General features: G+C 63.6%; 16 protein-coding genes. 14 read left to right on the top strand and 2 right to left on the bottom strand.

Annotation, left to right across the window (positions count from 1 at the left end; translation table 11 throughout):
- The first annotated feature begins 222 nt into the window (after positions 1-222).
- The 8 genes from EN808_RS27905 (at position 223) to EN808_RS27870 (ending at position 8,634) form a co-directional block, all read left to right on the top strand.
- Entirely contained in the window at positions 223-1,353 is a 1,131-nt protein-coding gene (locus tag EN808_RS27905; protein WP_135917299.1) for a nucleotidyltransferase family protein, read from the top strand.
- Positions 1,354-1,418: 65 nt separating this feature from the next.
- On the top strand, positions 1,419-2,441 hold the full coding sequence (locus tag EN808_RS27900; RefSeq protein ID WP_135862318.1) for a glycosyltransferase family 2 protein: 1,023 nt from the start codon (positions 1,419-1,421) through the stop codon (positions 2,439-2,441).
- A 299-nt stretch (positions 2,442-2,740) separates the two neighbouring features.
- Entirely contained in the window at positions 2,741-3,142 is a 402-nt protein-coding gene (locus EN808_RS27895; RefSeq protein ID WP_135883688.1) for a hypothetical protein, read from the top strand.
- A 143-nt stretch (positions 3,143-3,285) separates the two neighbouring features.
- On the top strand, positions 3,286-4,152 hold the full coding sequence (locus EN808_RS27890) for a family 16 glycosylhydrolase (protein ID WP_135917343.1): 867 nt from the start codon (positions 3,286-3,288) through the stop codon (positions 4,150-4,152).
- Positions 4,153-4,201: 49 nt separating this feature from the next.
- On the top strand, positions 4,202-5,533 hold the full coding sequence (locus EN808_RS27885; protein WP_127872985.1) for a UDP-glucose/GDP-mannose dehydrogenase family protein: 1,332 nt from the start codon (positions 4,202-4,204) through the stop codon (positions 5,531-5,533).
- Positions 5,534-5,582: 49 nt separating this feature from the next.
- The gene (locus tag EN808_RS27880; RefSeq protein ID WP_135917298.1) at positions 5,583-7,025 is read left to right on the top strand and encodes a GMC family oxidoreductase; all 1,443 of its coding nucleotides are present in this window, start codon (positions 5,583-5,585) and stop codon (positions 7,023-7,025) included.
- A gap of 13 nt (positions 7,026-7,038) precedes the next feature.
- Entirely contained in the window at positions 7,039-7,488 is a 450-nt protein-coding gene (locus tag EN808_RS27875) for a hypothetical protein (protein WP_127872987.1), read from the top strand.
- A gap of 66 nt (positions 7,489-7,554) precedes the next feature.
- Positions 7,555-8,634 (top strand): glycosyltransferase, encoded by a 1,080-nt coding sequence (locus EN808_RS27870; protein WP_127279645.1) that lies wholly within the window; start codon positions 7,555-7,557, stop codon positions 8,632-8,634.
- Between the two features lie 26 nt (positions 8,635-8,660).
- Here EN808_RS27870 and EN808_RS27865 read toward each other — a convergent pair whose 3' ends face one another.
- Both EN808_RS27865 and EN808_RS27860 read right to left on the bottom strand, forming a co-directional pair.
- Positions 8,661-9,683, bottom strand: coding sequence for a phosphoribosyltransferase family protein (locus tag EN808_RS27865; RefSeq protein WP_127279646.1), 1,023 nt, complete (start codon positions 9,681-9,683; stop codon positions 8,661-8,663).
- A 53-nt stretch (positions 9,684-9,736) separates the two neighbouring features.
- Positions 9,737-11,233, bottom strand: coding sequence for a lipopolysaccharide biosynthesis protein (locus EN808_RS27860; protein ID WP_135862310.1), 1,497 nt, complete (start codon positions 11,231-11,233; stop codon positions 9,737-9,739).
- 184 nt (positions 11,234-11,417) lie between these two features.
- On the opposite strand from EN808_RS27860, the gene EN808_RS27855 reads away from it, so the two are divergent.
- The 6 genes from EN808_RS27855 to EN808_RS27830 all read left to right on the top strand — a co-directional run bounded on the left by EN808_RS27855 (position 11,418) and on the right by EN808_RS27830 (position 19,004).
- Complete coding sequence (locus EN808_RS27855; protein WP_127279648.1) at positions 11,418-12,590, top strand: glycosyl transferase family 1; 1,173 nt, start codon at positions 11,418-11,420, stop codon at positions 12,588-12,590.
- A 15-nt stretch (positions 12,591-12,605) separates the two neighbouring features.
- Positions 12,606-13,595 (top strand): glycosyltransferase family 2 protein, encoded by a 990-nt coding sequence (locus tag EN808_RS27850; protein ID WP_135917297.1) that lies wholly within the window; start codon positions 12,606-12,608, stop codon positions 13,593-13,595.
- Positions 13,595-14,545, top strand: a complete 951-nt coding sequence (locus EN808_RS27845) for a glycosyltransferase family 2 protein (RefSeq protein ID WP_127281152.1) — start codon at positions 13,595-13,597, stop codon at positions 14,543-14,545. The genes EN808_RS27850 and EN808_RS27845 overlap by 1 nt, the downstream gene beginning before the upstream one ends.
- Entirely contained in the window at positions 14,535-15,503 is a 969-nt protein-coding gene (locus EN808_RS27840; protein WP_135862307.1) for a glycosyltransferase family 2 protein, read from the top strand. The genes EN808_RS27845 and EN808_RS27840 overlap by 11 nt, the downstream gene beginning before the upstream one ends.
- A gap of 74 nt (positions 15,504-15,577) precedes the next feature.
- On the top strand, positions 15,578-16,474 hold the full coding sequence (locus tag EN808_RS27835; RefSeq protein WP_127279770.1) for a UTP--glucose-1-phosphate uridylyltransferase: 897 nt from the start codon (positions 15,578-15,580) through the stop codon (positions 16,472-16,474).
- A 148-nt stretch (positions 16,475-16,622) separates the two neighbouring features.
- On the top strand, positions 16,623-19,004 hold the full coding sequence (locus tag EN808_RS27830) for a polysaccharide biosynthesis tyrosine autokinase (protein ID WP_127279769.1): 2,382 nt from the start codon (positions 16,623-16,625) through the stop codon (positions 19,002-19,004).
- Positions 19,005-19,029: the final 25 nt, after the last annotated feature.

Raw genomic sequence — 19,029 nt, 5'->3', positions numbered from 1 at the left:
CTAAACTATATCCCTCTTTCATCTGGCCACCGCCGATAGCACCGCGACGGGGTGTTCCGTCCATCACCTCGTCACCTTCGGAGGAAGCCGGCAAACGCTATGGTTGCAAAATCTTGCACCGCGAAAGGAAAGGCTTTACGGCGCCGCGGTTTTTAAGGATGCTTTGTTTCGCACTTGCAGCATACGCGACGCGCAAACCGTTTTTTGGAGACTGTGCGCTCAATGGCCTTGCCGGAAAGCTCTTATGAACGACTGCGCGCAACCGACTGCGCCGACGAGATCGCCTATGTGCGGGCCTGCTTACGTTTGTATTTCGCGGCGCCCGCCGCCCCGGCCGCCGAGGCGTTGCCCTCGGGCCTTTCGGTCGAGGCCGTCACCGATATCGCCAGGCTGAACAAGGTCGGTGTCTTCGTTCTGAAGGCGCTGGCGCGTGCGCCGGCGCATGAGAGGCCGGGCGAGCTCTTCCAGTGGCTCGAAACCTATCGCAGAAGGACGGTTTCGATGAACGCCGCCTGCCTGATGGATTCGATGGCCATCAACGAGGCGCTGTCCGACCGGCGGATCAATTTCGTCTTCCTGAAGGGGCCGTTCCAGCAGCATCTGCTTTACGACGATCACTTCATGAAGCCTGCGGGCGATGTCGACATCCTGGTCGCGCCGGCCGGGTTCCTGAAGACGCGCGAAGCGTTGCGCTTGATTGGCTACGAGGTGTCGGGCAAGTCGCGTTCGGTCTGGTGGATCCGCTTCCTCGGCGAACAGCACATGGTTCGCGGCAGCGGGCCGAGATCATCCACGGTCGATCTTCATTACCGGCTCCAGCAGCCCGGCTCGCCCAGCCCGCGCGATGCCGACGGGTTCCTGCGGCGGAAACGGTTGGTCGAGATCACCGGCGTCGAGGTCCCTTTCACTTCGGCCGCCGACACACTGATGCTGTCGTGCATCAGCGTCGCCAAGGCCCTGTTCAACCGCGAGCCCTGCGCCGGCTATGTCTGCGATATCAGGGCCAGCGCCGCTCGCCTCGGCGAGGCCGATCAGCAGCGTGTGCTCGATGCCGCGATAGGCCAGGGACTGGACGACACCTTGCTGCTCGGCCTGCGCGCCGCCGACGTGCTGCTGGGCGGCACCGGCACGCTTCTATCGGAGCGGGCCAAGCCGATCCTGTCGCGCATCGGCAATGAGGACCTGCTCAACATGGTCATCGCGCCATGGCTGTCGTCGCTGCGCTGGCCGCAGCGGCGGACTGTGTTGTGGGAATTGTGCGGCCGGGCTCCCGTCCGCTACCTGGCCGAGGCTGGCTGGGCCGCGTCGGCGGACATCAGCCGCCGCATCTTCGAACGGCCGGCCAGTCCATGAGGGCAATGGATATCGAACGTGTACAGGGCGAGGGCAGAACGAAACCTGTGCAAGAGGCAAATTCCATGTCGATGACGAAATCCGAGGTTTGCGTGATCATCGCGGCCAAAAACGCGGCGCGCACGATCGCGGTTGCCATCGCATCCGCGCTGCGCGAACCGGAAGTGGCGGAGGTCGTCGTCGTCGACGATGGCTCTACCGACAATACCGCCGAGGTCGCCCGCTCGGCCGACGACGGCAGCGGCCGGCTCTCGGTGATGCGCCTCGACGTCAATCGCGGTCCATCCTTTGCCCGCAACGCCGCGATCACCCGCTCACGAGCGCCGTTCGTCAGCATTCTGGACGCCGACGATTTCTTCCTCAATGGCCGGTTTCGCAACCTGTTTGCCAGCGCCGATTGGGATTTCGCCGCCGACAACATCATGCTCATCAGGGATGACGCGACCGGCGACGCGACCAAGATCGTCGCCCCGGATTTTGCCGCCGATCCCGAATTCCTCAATCTCGAACGGTTCGTGGAAGGCAACATCTCCAGGCGCCGCGTGCAAAGAGGCGAACTCGGTTTCTTGAAGCCCGTGATCAGCCGTGCCTTCCTCGACCGCCACGGATTGCGCTACGACGAAAGCCTGCGACTGGGTGAGGACTATGAGCTTTACGCGCGGGCGGTCGCCCACGGGGCCCGGTTCAAGGTCATCCGTTCCTGTGGCTACGGCGCTATCGTGCGAGCCGATTCGCTCAGCGGCCGCCACAAGACGCAGGATCTGAAGCGACTGGCCGATGCCGATCTGGCGCTGCTGGCCATCGACAGCCTGCCGGAAGGGTCCAAGGCGGTATTGCGGCGGCACGAGAGGCATGTGCGCGACAAATATCGGCTGCGCAATTTCCTCGACGTGAAGGCCGAGCGGGGCCTGGCTTCGGCCGCGGCCTATGCCTTCGCAAGCCAATCCAACTTCTTTCCCATCGTCCAGGGCGTGGCATCCGACAAACTCGAGGCGCTGTTTCGCAGCGTTGGCCTCGTGTCCAGGAACAAACACGTGCCGCCGCTGCGTTTCCTGATGGCCGGAACCAGCACGGGCAAGGCACGGTAAGGTGCGGGAGCGTTGGCTCTTGCCGGCCCGCCGCCCGCCCACCACGCAACCATTTCGATCGGATTTATGAGTTTACGAATTGGGTGGTTGCCTCGCGGCTCCGGGGATGGCAGTCTATGTTGCGGTGCAGCAAACTGAACGACCAGCCGAACTGGCCCCCGATCGGACTGGTCCGAAGTCTCTCTTCGGCGGAGGAGTGGACGACGCGGTACGAGTTTTCAGCCCCGGTTGCGGGGATTGGCCAGTGGCCCGGCCAGAAAGCCGGCCCAAAAAGCCAGCGATGACGGGAATTTAAGTTCATGGCCTCGATATTCGGCTTCAGATCAAGGGATCCGGCCCGCGACAGGCAGACCGATGTTGCGCGTCTCGACCGGCTGGCGAAGCTGTTCGAGCAGATCGCGGCCGAAATCGATGCCGAGAAAACCGGCCTGGAGAGCCGCTATCAGAAGGAGGCGACCAACGCGGCTTTCCTCGTTGAAGCCATGGAAAATGGTTCCGCCTCCGACCGCCGCTCGTCCGAGGTCAGCGCGTTGACGCAGTCGATCTTGAACAGCGAGCGCCGCATCGCGGCATTGGCGCGCCAGGGCGGCATGATGCGCGAGCTCCGTCATTCGCTGGATGCGGTCTTCGACGAGAATGCGGACGCCGATTCGCCGGCTGCGGTCGAATCGGCCAGGCAGACGGGAGCCGGCCGAGGGTGAAGGTGGCGGCGCGGGACCGTTACGACGGAGGTGATGCAAGGTTGGCAGTCGGGAGGGTGATTGAAGAGGTCAAGGTTGGCCCGTTTGGAAGCGGTTCAAACGTCGACTTTGGGTTGGGGACACAGCGCAAAGGTGAGTTTGTCATGAGTTCGGAACCAAAAACCATGTCCACGACAGCAATCGACGACCCTTCAACCCGGGATTTCGGCCGCCGGTCCGGCCTTGCGGCCGCTTTGCTGCTCGCCGCTCTTGGCAGCCTGCCGGCAACCCCGTCTCATGCGCAGGATATCCAGTCCGCGCCCTCTTTCGTCGACGATTTCAAAAGTTTAGACCGTGAGCGCTGGTACGTTTCAGACGGCTGGACAAACGGCAGCCATCAAAATTGCACTTGGTCGAAAGGCTTGGTCGAGCTTTCCGACGGTGTTCTTTCGCTCGGTTTCGCGAAGCAGAAGACCAAGGATCGCGAGTTCGCTTGCGGCGAGATCCAGACCAAGCAGCGCTTCGGCTATGGTACCTATGAGGCACGGATGAAAACCGATACGGGCCCCGGCCTCAACGCGGCTTTCTTCTCCTATATCGGCCCGTCCGACAAGCAGCCTTGGGATGAGATCGATTTCGAGATCCTGACCAAGGACACGTCCAAGGTGCAGGTCAACGCCTACATCAACGGCAAGGGCAAGAACGAGAAACTGGTCGACGTGGCCGGCGGCACCGACAGTGCCTTCAACGACTATGCCTTCGTATGGGAGAAGGATAGTCTGCGCTGGTACCTCAACGGTCAGTTGGTGAACACCATCACCGATCCCGCCAAGCTGCCCAGCCATGCGCAGAAGATTTTCTTCAGCCTTTGGGGCAGCGAGACGATGAAGGGCTGGATGGGAGCGTTCGCCGATCCGGGCCGCAAGCTTTCGCTGCAGGTAGAGCGCGTTGCCTTCACCGCGCTCGGCCAGCCCTGCCAGTTTCCGGAATCGCTGGTCTGCAGCCTAAAAGAGTTGGGAAAGACGAATTGAACCGGCCGGACCGAAAACGGCTCCAGGCCCTGGATGGGAATGAAACCGAATGAACTTGACGGTGTTTGGAATTGGCTATGTCGGCCTCGTACAGGCGGCGGTGCTTGCCGAGGTTGGTCACCAGGTTGTCTGCGTCGACATTGACGCTAGCAAGGTGGAGCGGCTCAACCAGGGCTTCGTCCCGATCTTCGAGCCAGGCCTTGAAAGCATCGTCAGGGAGAACCATGCCGCTGGCCGCATCAAGTTCACCACCGATGCGGCGGCTGCCGTCAGGCACGGCGAAATCCAGATGATCGCGGTCGGTACGCCGCCCGGCGAGGACGGTTCGGCCGACCTCAAATATGTGCTGGCGGTCGCCGAGACCATCGGCCGCGAGATGGATGCCGCCAAGATCGTCGTCGGCAAGTCGACCGTACCGGTCGGTACCTGTGAAAAGGTGAAGGCCAGGATCGCCGAGACGCTGAAGAAAAGAGGCCGCGACGATTTGAGCTTCGACGTCGCCTCGAATCCTGAATTCCTCAAGGAGGGCTCTGCCGTCGCCGACTGCATGAGGCCGGATCGCATTATCGTCGGCACCGACAGCGAGGAAACCGAGGCGGTGATGCGCGAACTCTACGCGCCCTTCAACCGCAACCACGAGAAGATGATCGTGATGGACGTGCGCAGCGCCGAATTCACGAAGTACGCCGCCAACTGCATGCTGGCGACCAAGATCAGCTTCATGAACGAGATGGCGAACCTCGCCGAACAGCTCGGCGCCGACATCGAGGAGGTGCGCAAGGGCATCGGCAGCGATCCGCGCATCGGCTATCACTTCATCTATCCGGGTCTCGGCTATGGCGGCTCGTGTTTCCCCAAGGACGTACGCGCCCTGATCAAGACCGCCGAGGGCGTCAAGTTCGACGCCAAGCTGCTGCGCGCCGTCGAGGAGCGCAACAACGACCAGAAATCCATCCTGTTCGACAAGGTGCATCGCTATTTCAAGGGTAGCCTCAAGGGCAAGACCTTCGCGCTGTGGGGCCTGGCCTTCAAGCCCAACACCGATGACATGCGCGAGGCGCCAGCGCGTGTGCTGATGGAAGCGCTCTGGAAGGCCGGCGCGAACGTGCAGGCCTATGACCCCGAGGCCATGCAGGAATGCCAGGCCATCTACGGGCTGCGCGACGACCTGATGCTGTGCGGTACCAAGGAAGCGGCCCTGCGCGGCGCCGATGCGCTGTTGATCGCCACCGAATGGAAGAGTTTTCGCGCACCGTCCTTCGATGCGCTGAAGGATGCACTGACCACGCCGGTCATCTTCGACGGCCGCAACCTCTACGATCCCAAGGTCGTGGCGCGCCACGGCATCGAATATCACTCGATCGGCAGAATGGCGGCATGAGACCGCTCGACCCTACGGCTGCGCCCGGCGCGGAAAGGAGTTGCAACTGATGGTGCTGGACGTCAAGCCCGAGCAAGTCACCAAGGATCATTTCGATGTTGTCGTGATCGGTTCCGGCTTCGGTTCGGCTTTCTTCCTGCATGAATTCGCCAGGCGGCGTAAGGCGCGCATACTCGTCCTCGAATGGGGCCGTCACAACACGCATCAATGGCAGCTCGACCAGAACGTCAACACCGACATCGACGACGAGACGACCTACAAGACCAATTCCGACAAGCCGTGGAATTACACGATCGGGCTGGGCGGCGGGACCAATTGCTGGTTCGCGCAGACGCCACGCTTCCATCCCAACGACTTCAGGCTGAAAAGCACCTACGGCATCGGCAATGACTGGCCGATCAGCTACGACGATGTCGAGCCGTTCTATTGCGACGCCGAAGACATCATGTCGATCTCGGGCGATCCGGACATGGCGGCGATGCTGCCGCGCTCAAGGCCGTTTCCGCAGCCGCCGCATCGCATGTCGACGCCGGACAGGATGATGAAGGCGGCCCAGCCCGACCAGCATTTCGTCATGCCGACCGCGCGGGCCCGCGTGCCGACCGCGCAACGCAGCTCCTGCTGCGCCAATCTGCGTTGCTGGCTGTGCCCGGCCGATGCCAAGTTCACCGCCAATAATGGCCTGATGCATGTCTTCGAGCATCCCGACGTATCGGTCTGCCTCGGCTCCGAGGTGCGGCGGCTCGACCATGTCGGCGGCACGGTGCGTTCGGTCGCCTTCGTCCATGAGGGCAAGGAATATCAGGCCAGCGGCGACCTCTTCGTTCTCGGCGCCAATGCCATCCAGAGCGCGGCGATCATGCTGCGCTCCGGCCTCGGAGATGAATTCGTCGGGCGCGGCCTGCATGAATCCTATGGCTGGAATTTCGAGGTCTATCTCGACGGCGTCGACAATTTCGACGGCAGCACCATCACCACCGGCCTGAATTTCGGCCTCTATGACGGTCCGCACCGGTCCGAGCATGCGGCGGCCCTGGTCTATTTCGAGAACCGCTGGCAGCACGGGATGCGCGCCGAGAAGGGGCGGCTGCGCCAGGCGCTGCCGCTGGTCGTGGTCACCGAAAACCTGCTCGACCACGAGAATTTCGTCACTCTCGACGAGGACGACAATGCTTTCGTCAGCTTCAAGGCACCGTCGGACTACGCGGTCAAAGGCATGGCCCGGGCGCTTGAGAAATTGCCTGGACTGCTTGCCCCGCTACCGGTGGAGCGGTTGTTCGACCGCGGGATCCGGCCAACGGAATCGCATGTCCAGGGCACGTTGCGGATGGGCACCGGCCCGGCCGATTCGGTAATCGACAGCAACATGATCCATCACCGGTTGAGAAACCTGGTTGTCGTCGGCACCAGTACCTATCCCAGCTGTTCCTGCGCCAATCCGAGCCTGACCGCGGCAGCTCTGTCCTTGCGGGCAGCGAGCCGGATGGCGTGAGGGGAGGTATGCGATGATCGAAATCACGCGGCGTTCGGCACTGGCCATCATGGCAGGCGGAGTTGCATCGACGGGCGTGGCCTACGCGGCCGTGTCCTCGTTCTCGGACGAGGACCTGGTTCGCGTCACGCTCGAAAAATACCTCGGCAGGCTGAACATGCGCATCGAGCACCTGCAGCAGTTCGTGCTCGAGTTCCGCAACCGCAATCCGGGAATGTTTCCCAGCGAAAAACTGAGCGATGCCGTCACCTTGCTCGAGAAGGCGAAGCTCGGTCAGGCACGCCAGTTGTTGCCAAAACAGAAGCAGCGCGACCTCGGGCATTTCGACCGCTGGGTTGTTGCCGAATTCCACATGCTGACGGACTACGCCTGGCGCGGTTCGCCCAATGATCCCATCCGGTTCACCGGATGGCAGTCATGCACAAATCCGTTCGCGACGCTTGATCCGCCAAAGACTGCCTGAAGCGGCCTTGGACGCGGGCCTTCATCGGGCCGAGGCATTGAAATGGATAGACGAGGAGCCGGGATCATGAAAGTTCTCTTTGCAGGCGGCAATGGCTACCCACCGGAGTTCAGCGGCGGCGTCCAGTCGAGCACTCACCATCTGGCAGAGCAGTTGATCGAGCATGGGCATGAGGCCGCGGTGCTCGCCGCCCTGTTTGGCGATGGTGTCTTCGGCTTCAAGGCGCGTGCAAAGATGAAGCTGTTGCGCCAGCCCGCGGTCGTCGACAGTTTTCCCGGCTACCCGGTGATCCGGGCATGGTTCCCCTGGGAGGCGGCGGCCTTCGCCGTCAACAGGGTGAAGCCGGATGTCGCGGTGGTCCAGTGTCACAAATCGGTTCCGCTCGGCAAGGCGTTGCAGGCCAAGGGCGTGCCGCTGGTCGTCTATCTCCGCAATGTCGAGTTTCACGAACTGGGAGGCGACCTGCGCGAATTGGGCTCGGCGCTCTATATCGCCAATTCCGAGTTCACCGCGCGCACCTACGCCAGGGAGTTCGGCATCGAGACAACCGTAATCCCGCCGACCATCAATCCGACGCACTACAGCACGCCGACGTCGGGCCAGTTCGTCACCCTGATCAACCCATATGAGGAAAAGGGCTTCGAGCTTGCGGTGCGCATCGCCGGCGCGTGCCCCGAAATCCCTTTCCTGTTCGTCGAAAGCTGGAAACTGGCGGACGATCACCGGGCACGCATCGAGCAGACGATCGCGCCGCTCGGCAATGTCACGCTGGAAGGCCGCACCAGCGACATGAAGACGGTCTATGGCCGCACCCGGATCCTGCTGGCGCCCAGCAAATGGGAAGAGGCCTGGGGGCGGGTGGCCTCGGAGGCCCATTGCAGCGGCATTCCCGTCGTCGGCTCCCGCCGCGGCGGCCTGCCCGAAGCGATCGGCCCTGGCGGCGCGGTGCTCGACTATGATGCTCCGCTCGCCGACTGGGTCGCCGCCGTCAGGCTTTTGTGGAATGACAACAAGGAATATGAGCGGGTCTCGGCCCTCGCGCGCAGCTTCGCCGGGCGGCCGGAGCTCGACCCCGACCGTCAGTTCGTCACCTTCTTCTCGATATTGGACAGGGCGGCACAGCAGAGCGCGCGCCAGGCCGCTTAGTCAAACAGCGACCCGATCGCGCCGCGTCAGGCTGGGCGCTTGACCCGGTTCTTCAGCGTTTCATAGCCGCGCGCGCCAAGCAGGGCGCGGGCGATGGTCTTGGCGGCGCTCTTGCGGCCCTCTTGCGAGTTGACCTGGCGCAGCCTTGCCGGCAGGTTCCGCGCGGCTTGGCCCAGGGCCGGAAGCGACAGCGCATCGGGAAAACTGACCATGTGCGTTTCGACACACAGGACCGGTTTGCCCGACAGTTCCGTGATCCTCAGCGCCTGGGCATGCTCGCTTTCGATGAACAGGATGGCATCGGATTTGCGATAGAAATCGGCCTTGAAACTGCCATGCGCGCCAAGCCGCTGGCGCTCCGCCTTGCTCGGCAGATCGAGCATGATGAGCTTGTCGTACTGGATCTCGTGCTTGGCCAACCACGCCTCGGTCAACGCACGGTATTTCTCGAGCCGGCTGGTGACCAACCAGCCGATCTTTTGGGTCACGGCATGAAGCGGCCGCGCCTCGCTCAGGAATTTTTCATAGGCCGGCCCGTCGTCGTTCTCGGCCTCGGTCGGATCGAGACACAGCACCCCGTCTATGTCGACGCAGCATTGCGCCAGGAATTTGTGATGCATGAAGTTCCACTGGAACATGCGCGGATGCGGAACGACCTCGAACACCAGATCGGTCTCCTGATGCTCGGGCTCCAGACCGAAGACGGCGGCAAAGGTGTAGTCGGCCTCGATGCCGGCGCCCTTGATGCGGGCACGGGCGTCGCGCATGGCATTGCCGCCGGAAACGCTGTCGTCGATCACCAGCACCTTGCGCATTTCCGAGACTTTGCGGTCGAGTGCGGCCCTGCGCTTGGTGATGCCTGACGTGTAGACCCGGCCTTCCAGGAAGCTATCCAGGTCGGTCATCGGAATGTTCGCCGCAAGGCTGACCAGCGTCGCGGCCAGCACGCCGCTTCTGGGGACGCCGACCACCAGGTCGATGTCGCGCGGCAGCCGGTGAAGGTTACTCACAATCGCGTCGTTCATGTCGGAGATCGATCGGTAGTGCATGGATCAGGCCTGATGCTCGGGTGGGATAGGGTTAGACGACAAAGGCGCCGAAATTATTGCGCCTCACGCGGCGTCGCCGCCGGCGTTCTTGCAGGCAGCATCTTCAAGGCCTCCCGCAAGGCTTCGCGTCCGGCCGCGAATGCCAGCGCGACGACGATGGTGATCGCGTAGGCCAGGATGGCGCCGCTGGCCAGGGCAACGACATGCTGCTGCGGCAGCATCGGCTTGACCAGCCAGACCGCGCCCAGCGCCAGATGCGCGCCAAGCACGAACGGCGTTGCCGCGCGCAGCACATGGCCGGCTTGCAGCGGTCCGCTCCTGCCGACATAGAGCCACAGGAAGGGCGTGCGCAGATACTCGCTAACCGCATAGGCGACCGCCACGCCGAGCGCGCCGTAGGGTAGGCCGAGCGCGAAGGCAAGCACCGAGGTCACCGCCGTGATGATGCCCCAGCGCATGAAGTCTCCGGAGCGGCCCTGGCTGACGAAAAGCCAGCCCGCCGGATTGTTGAGCGGCTGCAGCAGGCCGGCAAAGCCGAGCGCCAGGAAGATCGAGGCGCTGGCGCGCCACTGCTCGCCGAGCACGAAGGGAATCAGCACATCGGACATGGCGGTGGCGAAAGCGACGCCGGGCAGCGCTACCAAAAGGATCAGCGGCATGACGCGCAGATAGGCGCTGCGATAGCGGTCCGGCTCGTCCTTCAGCCGCGACAGCGCCGGCACCATCACCTTCGACAGCGGATTGGTGATCTGGCTGAGCGGGAACAGGAGCAGCTTGTAGGCACGGTCGTAAAGGCCGAGCTGGGCCTCGCCCCAGTATTTGCCGATCAGCACGTTGTCGAGATTGCGGGCAAAGAAATTGGCGAAATTGAAACCGGTGATGCCGGCGCCGAAATTGATCAGCTCGCTGATGCCCGCGACCTTGCGCGGCATGCCCGGGCGCCAGCGCGAGCTTGCCCAGTAACAGAGCGTCGGAAGCACCGCCCCGGTCAGCGTGCCGGCAAACAGCGCCCAGTAGGAGCGGTCGATGAAGGTCCAGGCAATCGATACCGCCAGACCCGCCACGGCCCCGGCGACGTCGATGATCGCCAGGCGGCCGAACTGCATGCGGCGCGTCAGCAGCGCCAGATGCTGTGCGCCCAGGCCGTAAGCCAGGATCTGCAGCCCCAATGCCGCCACCAGGCCAGCGACACGCGGCTCGCCGTAGAAGGCAGCGACCAGGGGTGCCGCGCCCGCGAGCACGCAGGCCAGGATGGCGCTGACGGCGACGTTGATCCAGAAGAGGTAGTTCACCTCCTCGTGCCGGATGCCTGTCTTCTGGATCGTCGCCTGGGTCAGGCCGAAATCCTGGAACAGGGCGATGAAGGCGAGCACCGGCGCACACATGGCCACGACACCGAAATCCTGCGGCGACAAGAGCCGCGACAGCACGATGACGGATATGATCTGCGTGGCGACCCGCACCGACTGCGCCATGGCGGTCACGACGGCGCCGCGGCCGACCGATTTGCGCAGAGAGCCTTCCGGCGGATCGAATGGATTGGCTTCCAAATTCAGGATTCCTGATCTTTGCGCGGATTCCGGGGCCCGAAATCCACAACCGCCGCCGACCACAAACTACGGCAATAATTTTGCAGTGCAACAGAAAACGTGGATCGCCGTGCCAAAAATGTTGCGATGCAGCAAGAGCTGTACTAGGCTTTCCCTGGGTGGGTCAAACAGCGGTCGAGTTTTCATGCTGCATGTCTTGTACCTGGTGCACGATATTTCCGACCCGGCGGTTCGCCGACGGATCACGATGCTCCGGACAGGTGGCGCCCGGGTCACCCTGGCGGGCTTCCGCCGTACCGCCGCCCCTGTCGCCGATATCGAAGGATTGCGGCCCATCGACCTTGGCGCGACGCGTGATGGCCGATTCGCGCAGCGCCTGACGGCGGTGGCGAAAGCAGCGGTATCGATAGGTTCGAAGCTCAAGCGCATGCCGAAGCCGGATCTCATCATCGCGCGCAATCTGGAAATGCTGGCGCTGGCGCGCCGGGCAAGGTCGGCTTTCGGCGCCGCGGTCCCGATCGTCTATGAATGCCTCGACATTCACCGCCTGGTGCTCCGCGATGATGCTCTGGGCAAGGCGCTGCGCGCCACCGAGCGCCATCTGGCGCGCGACGTGAAGCTGCTGGTGACCAGTTCGCCCGCCTTCATCGCCAATTATTTCAGGCCCTTCCGCCAGGTCGCGGCACCGGTGGAACTGGTCGAGAACAAATATTTCGAGGCAGCGGCTGTTCTGCCTGGCGAGCCTGAGGCGGTCGAAGGACCCGTAGCCCCGCCATGGCGGATCGGCTGGTTCGGGGCGCTGCGCTGCCGCCGCTCGCTCGAACTGCTTGCCGGGTTCACGCGCCGCATGGAGGGCCGGTTCGAGATCGTGCTGCGCGGCCGTCCGGCACTTTCCGAATTCCCGGATTTCCATGCCTTCGTTGAGGCCGAACCTTACCTGTCGTTTGGCGGGCCGTATCGCAATCCGGAGGACATGGCGGCGATCTATCAGGACGTCCATTTCTCCTGGGCGATCGATTTCTTCGAGGAGGGACAGAACTCCGAATGGCTGCTGCCCAACCGCCTTTATGAAGGCTGCCGCTTCGGCGCGGTGCCGATCTCGATGGACAACACCGAGACCGGACGGTTCCTGCGGCAGCGCGATATCGGCGTTTTGTTGCCGCAGGCCACGCCCGAGGCGTTGGAAACCGCGCTTGGCGGGATGGAGCAGCACCGTTTCGGCAGGCTGAAGATGCGCGTGCTGGCCCACAATCCGAGGATGTGGAGCTACGATCGCGGCGACTGCAGCGCCCTGGTCGAAAAACTGCGCCGCCTGACCACCATGCGCGAGCCCCTCGCAGCCGAAGCCTTGGCATAGGATGGACATCGCCCGATGACGCAAGCGCTTGCCCCCAGCCTGATCGTGATCCCATGTCTCAACGAGGCAACACATATCGGTGCGCTGCTCGACCAGCTCTGCCCGGCGGCGGAACGGCTTGGCGCGCAGATCGTCGTTGCCGATGGCGGCAGCACCGACGGCACGCTCGCCATTGTCGGCGAGCGCCAGAAGAACGATCCGCGCATCGTGCTGCTTCACAATGAAAAGCGCATCCAGAGCGCCGCGATCAACCTGGCGGTGGCCAGATTTGGCGAGGGCGCGCACTATCTGATCCGCATCGATGCCCATGGCGGCTATCCGGAAGACTATTGCGACCGGCTGGTCGAGGAGGCGCAGGCCACCGGTGCCGATTCGGTCGTGGTTTCGATGCTGACCAGCGGCAGCGGCACCGTGCAGAAAGCGGCGGCGGCGGCGCAGAATTCCAAGCTCGGCACCGGTGGCTCGAAGCACCGCCACCTCTCCGCCGGAGAATGGGTCGACCACGGCCATCACGCGCTGATGCGGATATCGGCCTTCCAGGCCGTCGGTGGCTATGACGAGACGTTCAGCCACAACGAGGATGCGGAACTCGACTATCGGCTGAGGCAGGCCGGCTACAGGATCTGGATGAGCGGCAGGACGCAGATGGTCTATTATCCGCGCACCTCGCTGCGCGGCCTCTATTTCCAGTATCTCGGCTATGGCCGCGGTCGGGCCAAGAACGTGCTGAAACATCGGGTGATCCCGAAGGTCAGGCAGATGGTGCCGCTGGCGGTCTTCCCGGTGGTCCTTCTCGCGGCCTTCTCGTTCGTGCACTGGATTGCGGCGCTGCCGCTGCTGCTGTGGGTGGCGGTGTGCCTGGGCTACGGCCTGGTGACGGCCATCGGCCAGCGCAATGCCGATATCGCGCTTGCCGGCGTCTCGGCGATGGTCATGCATTTCGGCTGGTCCGTCGGCTTCTGGCTGCAGCTTCTCGGCCTCGGCGCACGGCGGAGGGCGGTGTGATGGCGGTTGAGACCAGGAACCGCCGCATCGACATCGGCGTGTGCACGTTCCGGCGGCCGGAACTGGCCGAGACGCTGCGCTCGCTTGCGGCGCTTGCCATGCCTGACGGCTTCGAGGTCGGCGTCATCGTCGCCGACAATGACGACACGCCAAGCGCCAGGGAGTTGGTGGCGACGCTGTCACGGGACTTGAAGCTGACGGTCCGCTACCGGCATTGCCCGGCGCGCAACATCTCGATTGCCCGCAACGCTTGCCTCGATGCCAGCGAAGCGGATTTCCTGGCCTTCATCGACGACGACGAAACCGCCACCGCCCGCTGGCTGGCCGAGCTGGTCGCGACAGCTGAGGAAAGCGGTGCAACAGCCGTGCTCGGCCCGGTGCGCGCGCTTTACCGTCCGGATGCGCCGGACTGGATGCGCCGCGGCGATTTCCATTCCACCTTGCCGGTACGAGTGCGCGGCGAAATCCGCACCGGCTACACCTGCAACGTCCTGCTGCGCATGGGGTCGGACAGCCTGCGCGGCCGCCGCTTCAGCCTGGCGCGCGGCCAGACCGGCGGCGAGGACACCGAATTCTTCGACCAGATGCACAAGGCAGGCGGCCGGATCGCGTTTGCGCCGGAGGCATGGGTGGATGAGGCCGTGCCACGGGCCAGGGCGGCATTCGACTGGCTCAGCCGCCGCCGTTTCCGGGTCGGCCAGACGCACGGCCATCTCCTGGGCCGCGACGCCGGCGGCATTGCACGGGTGAAGCAGGCCGCCCTTGCCGCGGCAAAGGCCGCTTATTGCTTTGCCGCCGCCCTTCCGGTTGTCGCCAGCCCGATACGCAGGAACCGCAGCGTGCTGCGCGGCATCATGCATGTCGGCGTCGTCAGCGGCCTTGTCGGTGTCCGCGAACTGCGCCTCTACGGCCAGCCTTCACCAGGGGAAGGAGGCAAGCGTGCCGCCTGACGTTTCCTCCGTTCCCGATGTTTCTTTTGTGATTGCCGCCTACAACGCCGAGGCAACCCTCGATCGGGCGATCGCCAGCGCCATCGCCCAGAAGGGTGTCAGCCTCGAGATCATCGTCGTCGACGACAAGTCGCGTGACGGCACGCTCGATGCGGCGCGGGCCTATCCCGAGCACATCGTGCGCGTCCTGGCGCTGGACAAGAACAGGGGCCCCGGCGGGGCCAGGAATGCCGGGCTCGACGCCGCCCGGGGCAGGTGGATCGCGGTTCTCGATTCCGACGACGCCGTCTTTCCCGGCCGTATCGCCGCCATGATCGGCCGCGCCGAAAGGGCGAACGCCGAGATCGCCGTCGACAATCTCGAGGTCGTCCGTGAGGACGGCGTGGTCGAGGACGCGATGTTCCCGCGCCAGTATCTGGAAGGCCTGGGCGAGATTTCGTTGGCCACCTACATCGCCGGCAATGTCGTCTTCGAATCGAAATTCAATCTCGGCTACCTCAAGCCGATCTTCCTGCGCAGTTTCCTCGACGAAAACCGGCTGCGTTATGACGAGGAACTGAGGATCGGCGAAGACTACATCCTTTTTGCCGAAGCCCTGGCCATGGGCGGCAGATGCGTGGTCGAGCCTGATATCGGCTATGCCTATCATATCCGCAGTGGTTCGATCTCGCGCGTGCTCGAGCCTCATCATGTCGAGGCGATGCGCAAGGCGGATGCCGAATTCGCGCAAACCCATCGGATGGACGAGGAGGCCCAGGCAGCCTTCGCCCGGCGCGGCCGCAGCTTGCGCAAGGCGGCCTCGTTCCTGGCGATGGTCCAGCACATCAAGGCGCGGTCCCCGCTCAAGGCGATCCGGACGGCGCTCAGCGACCCGGCGGCGGTCAGGCACATGGGCATGCCGATCGCCGTGCGGTTGCGACGAGTAGCGGCACAGTTTGCCGTGGGGGTGGGGAGGTGAAGATGCAGGCACATGGAGGGATTTTTCGTGGCCTGTGAATGGACTGAAGTCGATCTCCTCAGAAGGAATTTGCGATGAAGAAAATCAGGAAGGCCGTGATACCGGTGGCGGGGCTTGGAACAAGGTTTCTGCCGGCGACCAAGTCGATGCCGAAGGAAATGCTTCCGGTGGTCGACAGGCCCGTCGTGCAATATGCGGTGGACGAGGCCTTCGAGGCCGGGATCGAGCACATCGTCTTCGTCACCGGCCGCAACAAGGCGGTCATCGAGGATTATTTCGACCTTCATCCGGAACTGATCGGAACCCTGGAGCAGACCGGCAAGAAGACACAGCTGGAAGCGCTCGAAAGCATGCTGCCGGTGGCCGGCGCCACCTCTTTCATCCGGCAGCAATCGCCGCAAGGCCTCGGCCATGCCGTCTGGTGCGCGCGCGAGGTCATCGGCAACGAGCCCTTCGCCCTGCTTTTGCCTGACATGGTCTCCTTCGGCGGTCGCGGATGCCTGGCCGAGATCACCGACCTCTATGCCGAGACCGGCGGCAACGTCATCGCCGTCGAGCGCTGCGATCCCACCGAGACCAACAAATATGGCATCGTCGGCCGTGGCGCCGACATTGGCGGCGGCTTCGAGGTGACGGCCATGGTCGAAAAGCCCGCGCCGGCCAACGCGCCGTCGAACTTCTACATCAACGGCCGCTACATCCTGCAGCCCGAGATTTTCCAGCTTCTGGGCAACCAGCAACGCGGCGCCGGCAATGAAATCCAGCTGACCGACGCCATGGTCCGCCTGTCGCAGGAGCAGCCATTCTTTGCCCAGCCTTTCAAGGGCCGCATGTTCGACTGCGGTTCCAAGGAAGGGTTCATCCAGGCCAATATCGCCTTCGCGCTGGCGCGCGACGACATGAAGGGCCCGGTTTTCGAGATGCTCCGGGAGTTCGTCCGGACGCATGAACGCCAGGAAGAAGCCGCATAATGCCCATCTTTCGGGAGTATTGTCGGGTGGCTGACGGCGGAAGGGCCGGCCGGCTCCGCGCTGTCCGGCACCAAGCGTGTGTCGCGTCCGCCAATGCTCCCGATCTTTCTGGGGCCTGCGAGCGAGACAAGCCAGAATTGGACCGAAGATGAATTATGCCAACTTTCCTCTCGACAAGAGGATGCCATTGCCGAATTCGGACGCAGGAGACGGCGACGACTTCATCGATATCGAGCGGCTGCTTGGCATGGCCGCACGGCAGGCCAAGGTGGTTGGCGTGTGCGCCGTCATCGGCCTTTTCCTGGGCATGCTCTATCTGCAGACCACGCCGCCAAAATTCGTGTCGGTCTCCAGCGTGCTGATCGATGAGGGGCTGAACAAGATCGTCGACGACATTTCGGCGGCGTCGACGACCATGCAGACCGATTCGGCGATTCTCAGCCAGATCGAGATCCTGACCTCGACGCGGCTCGCCGCCGTGGTCGTCGACAAGCTCAAGCTCGATCAGAACGAAGCGTTCATGAACCCGCCGCAATCGGCGCTTGCCCAGGGCATCGGCTTGATCCGCGGACTGATCCAATATGTCCGGCCAAGCCCGGTCATGCCGGGCGTCGGCGATATCAGCAAGCTCGACCCCGCCGCGCGCGACGCGTTGATTGCCGCATCCGGCCGTGACTACGCCATCCTCAAGCTGCAGAACGAGATCCAGGCGGATCGCGTCGGACGAAGCTACGTCATCGCGCTTGGCTACCAGGCGACGGATCCGGCGCTGGCGAAGGCCATCACGAAGGCCTATGCCGACGCCTATCTCGCCGACCAGCTCGATGCCAGCTTCGACGCCACCGAGCGCGCGGCGGTCTGGCTGCAGGGCCGGCTGACCGAACTGCGCGAAAGCTCGCAGCAGGCATCGCTGGCGGTCGAGAAATTCAGGGCCGAACATGGCCTGTCCGCCAGCAGCGACGGCCAGCTGATGAGCGCCAAGCAACTCGCCGACCTGAATGCCCAGCTCATCGTGGCGCAGGCCGACACCGCGCGTGCCAGCGCCCGTTACCAGCAATACAAGTCGATCGTCGACAGCGGTTCGGAGAACGCTTTCAAGGACGCCGCAATATCCAGCGACCAGCCAAGCAGCTCCGTCATCGCGGCGCTGAAGACACGCTACCTCACCGTCGCCAAACGGCAGCAGGATGTCGAGGCGAATTTCGGCCCGCAGCATCCGCAAGCGGTGGCGCTCGCCAAGGAGAAGGCCGACATATCGGCGCAGATCTTCGGCGAACTGAAGCAGCTGACCGAAAGCTACCGCAACGAGTATGAGGTGGCGCTGGCGCGCGAAACCGCGCTCAGGGCCAATGTCGCCGCCGCGCAGGGCAAGAGCTCCATCGACAACCAGTCGCAGGTCCAGTTGCGTGATCTCGACCAGAAGGCGACGGCGCTGACCACGCTCTACCAGACGTTCCTCGGCCGCTACGAGGAAGCCGCCCAGCAGCAGTCCTTCCCGGTCGGCAAGATCCGCATCATCTCGGATGCGTCGACCCCGCTTGCCGCCTCGAGCCCGCGCACCATCATCGTGCTCGGTCTTTCGCTGGTGCTCGGCGTTCTCATGGGCGCGGGCTTCGGCGGCCTCAACGAGTTCAACGAACGGTTCTTCAGGACCGGCGAGGAGGTGCGCGACCGCGTCGGCCTCAAATTCCTCGGTTACCTGCCCACCATCGGTAGCAAACCGACGAAGGAAGACAAGCCGGCCGAGCCCGATCTCAAGGTCGCCAGATCGCCGGCCGCCATCGAAAGGCGGGCGCGAATGCGGGTGAGTATCGACGCTCCGGCATCGATGTTCTCCGAAACGCTGCGCAGTGCCAAGATCGCCTTCGATGTCGTCATGGAAGGGCAAGGCAGCCGCGTCATCGGCGTGATCTCGGTCCTGCCCGGCGAAGGCAAGTCGACGGTCGCGGCCAATCTCGCCGGGTTGCTCGCCGCCAATGGCGCCAGGACGCTGCTCATCGACGGCGACCTGCGCAATCCGGGCCTCAGCCGCAGCCTCGGCATGGAAGCCGAGCAAGGGTTGATGGAAGCGGTGGTGAGCGGCCAGACATGGCAGTCCGTTGGCAAGATCGACAGGCAGACCAAGCTGGCCATCATCCCGGCCGTGTCGCGTGGGCATTTCTCGCACACCAGCGAGCTTCTCTCCTCGGCCGGCATGCGGCGCTTCATCGAGAACGCCAAGGAGACGTTCGAATACATCGTCGTCGATCTGCCGCCGCTCGGGCCGGTGGTCGACGCGAAGGCCTTCGCGCCGCTCGTCGACGGCTTCGTGCTGGTCACCGAATGGGGCCGCACGCCGCGCGCCATGGTGCGCTCGATGCTGGAATCCGAACCCTATGTCGCCAACAAGATCGTCGGCGCGGTGCTGAACAAGGTCGACCTGAAGAAGCTGGCCAAATACGGATCGTTCGGCGCATCGGAGAAATTCTTCGACAAGTACTCGAGCTACTATCTCGACAAGTCGGAAGTGCGGTCGAAGACAGCGGTCTGAGATAGGCCGTTGCCTACCATCTCCT

The organism is Mesorhizobium sp. M8A.F.Ca.ET.165.01.1.1, from assembly GCF_004792065.1.
In the GTDB taxonomy this organism is placed as follows: Bacteria; Pseudomonadota; Alphaproteobacteria; order Rhizobiales; family Rhizobiaceae; genus Mesorhizobium.
The sequence above is the reverse complement of the archived record's forward strand: the minus strand, read 5'-3'. Positions and strand labels throughout refer to the sequence as shown.

What these genes read in the sequence shown, in the direction of transcription:
- EN808_RS27850 (WP_135917297.1), top strand. Translation starts at nt 12,606, where the DNA reads ATGACGCAAGCGCTTGCCCCCAGCCTGATCGTGATCCCATGTCTCAAC.
- EN808_RS27870 (WP_127279645.1), top strand. Translation starts at nt 7,555, where the DNA reads ATGAAAGTTCTCTTTGCAGGCGGCAATGGCTACCCACCGGAGTTCAGC.
- EN808_RS27885 (WP_127872985.1), top strand. Translation starts at nt 4,202, where the DNA reads ATGAACTTGACGGTGTTTGGAATTGGCTATGTCGGCCTCGTACAGGCG.
- EN808_RS27830 (WP_127279769.1), top strand. Translation starts at nt 16,623, where the DNA reads ATGAATTATGCCAACTTTCCTCTCGACAAGAGGATGCCATTGCCGAAT.
- EN808_RS27845 (WP_127281152.1), top strand. Translation starts at nt 13,595, where the DNA reads ATGGCGGTTGAGACCAGGAACCGCCGCATCGACATCGGCGTGTGCACG.
- EN808_RS27905 (WP_135917299.1), top strand. Translation starts at nt 223, where the DNA reads ATGGCCTTGCCGGAAAGCTCTTATGAACGACTGCGCGCAACCGACTGC.
- EN808_RS27900 (WP_135862318.1), top strand. Translation starts at nt 1,419, where the DNA reads ATGTCGATGACGAAATCCGAGGTTTGCGTGATCATCGCGGCCAAAAAC.
- EN808_RS27865 (WP_127279646.1), bottom strand. Translation starts at nt 9,683, where the DNA reads ATGCACTACCGATCGATCTCCGACATGAACGACGCGATTGTGAGTAAC.
- EN808_RS27880 (WP_135917298.1), top strand. Translation starts at nt 5,583, where the DNA reads ATGGTGCTGGACGTCAAGCCCGAGCAAGTCACCAAGGATCATTTCGAT.
- EN808_RS27890 (WP_135917343.1), top strand. Translation starts at nt 3,286, where the DNA reads ATGAGTTCGGAACCAAAAACCATGTCCACGACAGCAATCGACGACCCT.
- EN808_RS27895 (WP_135883688.1), top strand. Translation starts at nt 2,741, where the DNA reads ATGGCCTCGATATTCGGCTTCAGATCAAGGGATCCGGCCCGCGACAGG.
- EN808_RS27855 (WP_127279648.1), top strand. Translation starts at nt 11,418, where the DNA reads ATGCTGCATGTCTTGTACCTGGTGCACGATATTTCCGACCCGGCGGTT.
- EN808_RS27875 (WP_127872987.1), top strand. Translation starts at nt 7,039, where the DNA reads ATGATCGAAATCACGCGGCGTTCGGCACTGGCCATCATGGCAGGCGGA.
- EN808_RS27835 (WP_127279770.1), top strand. Translation starts at nt 15,578, where the DNA reads ATGAAGAAAATCAGGAAGGCCGTGATACCGGTGGCGGGGCTTGGAACA.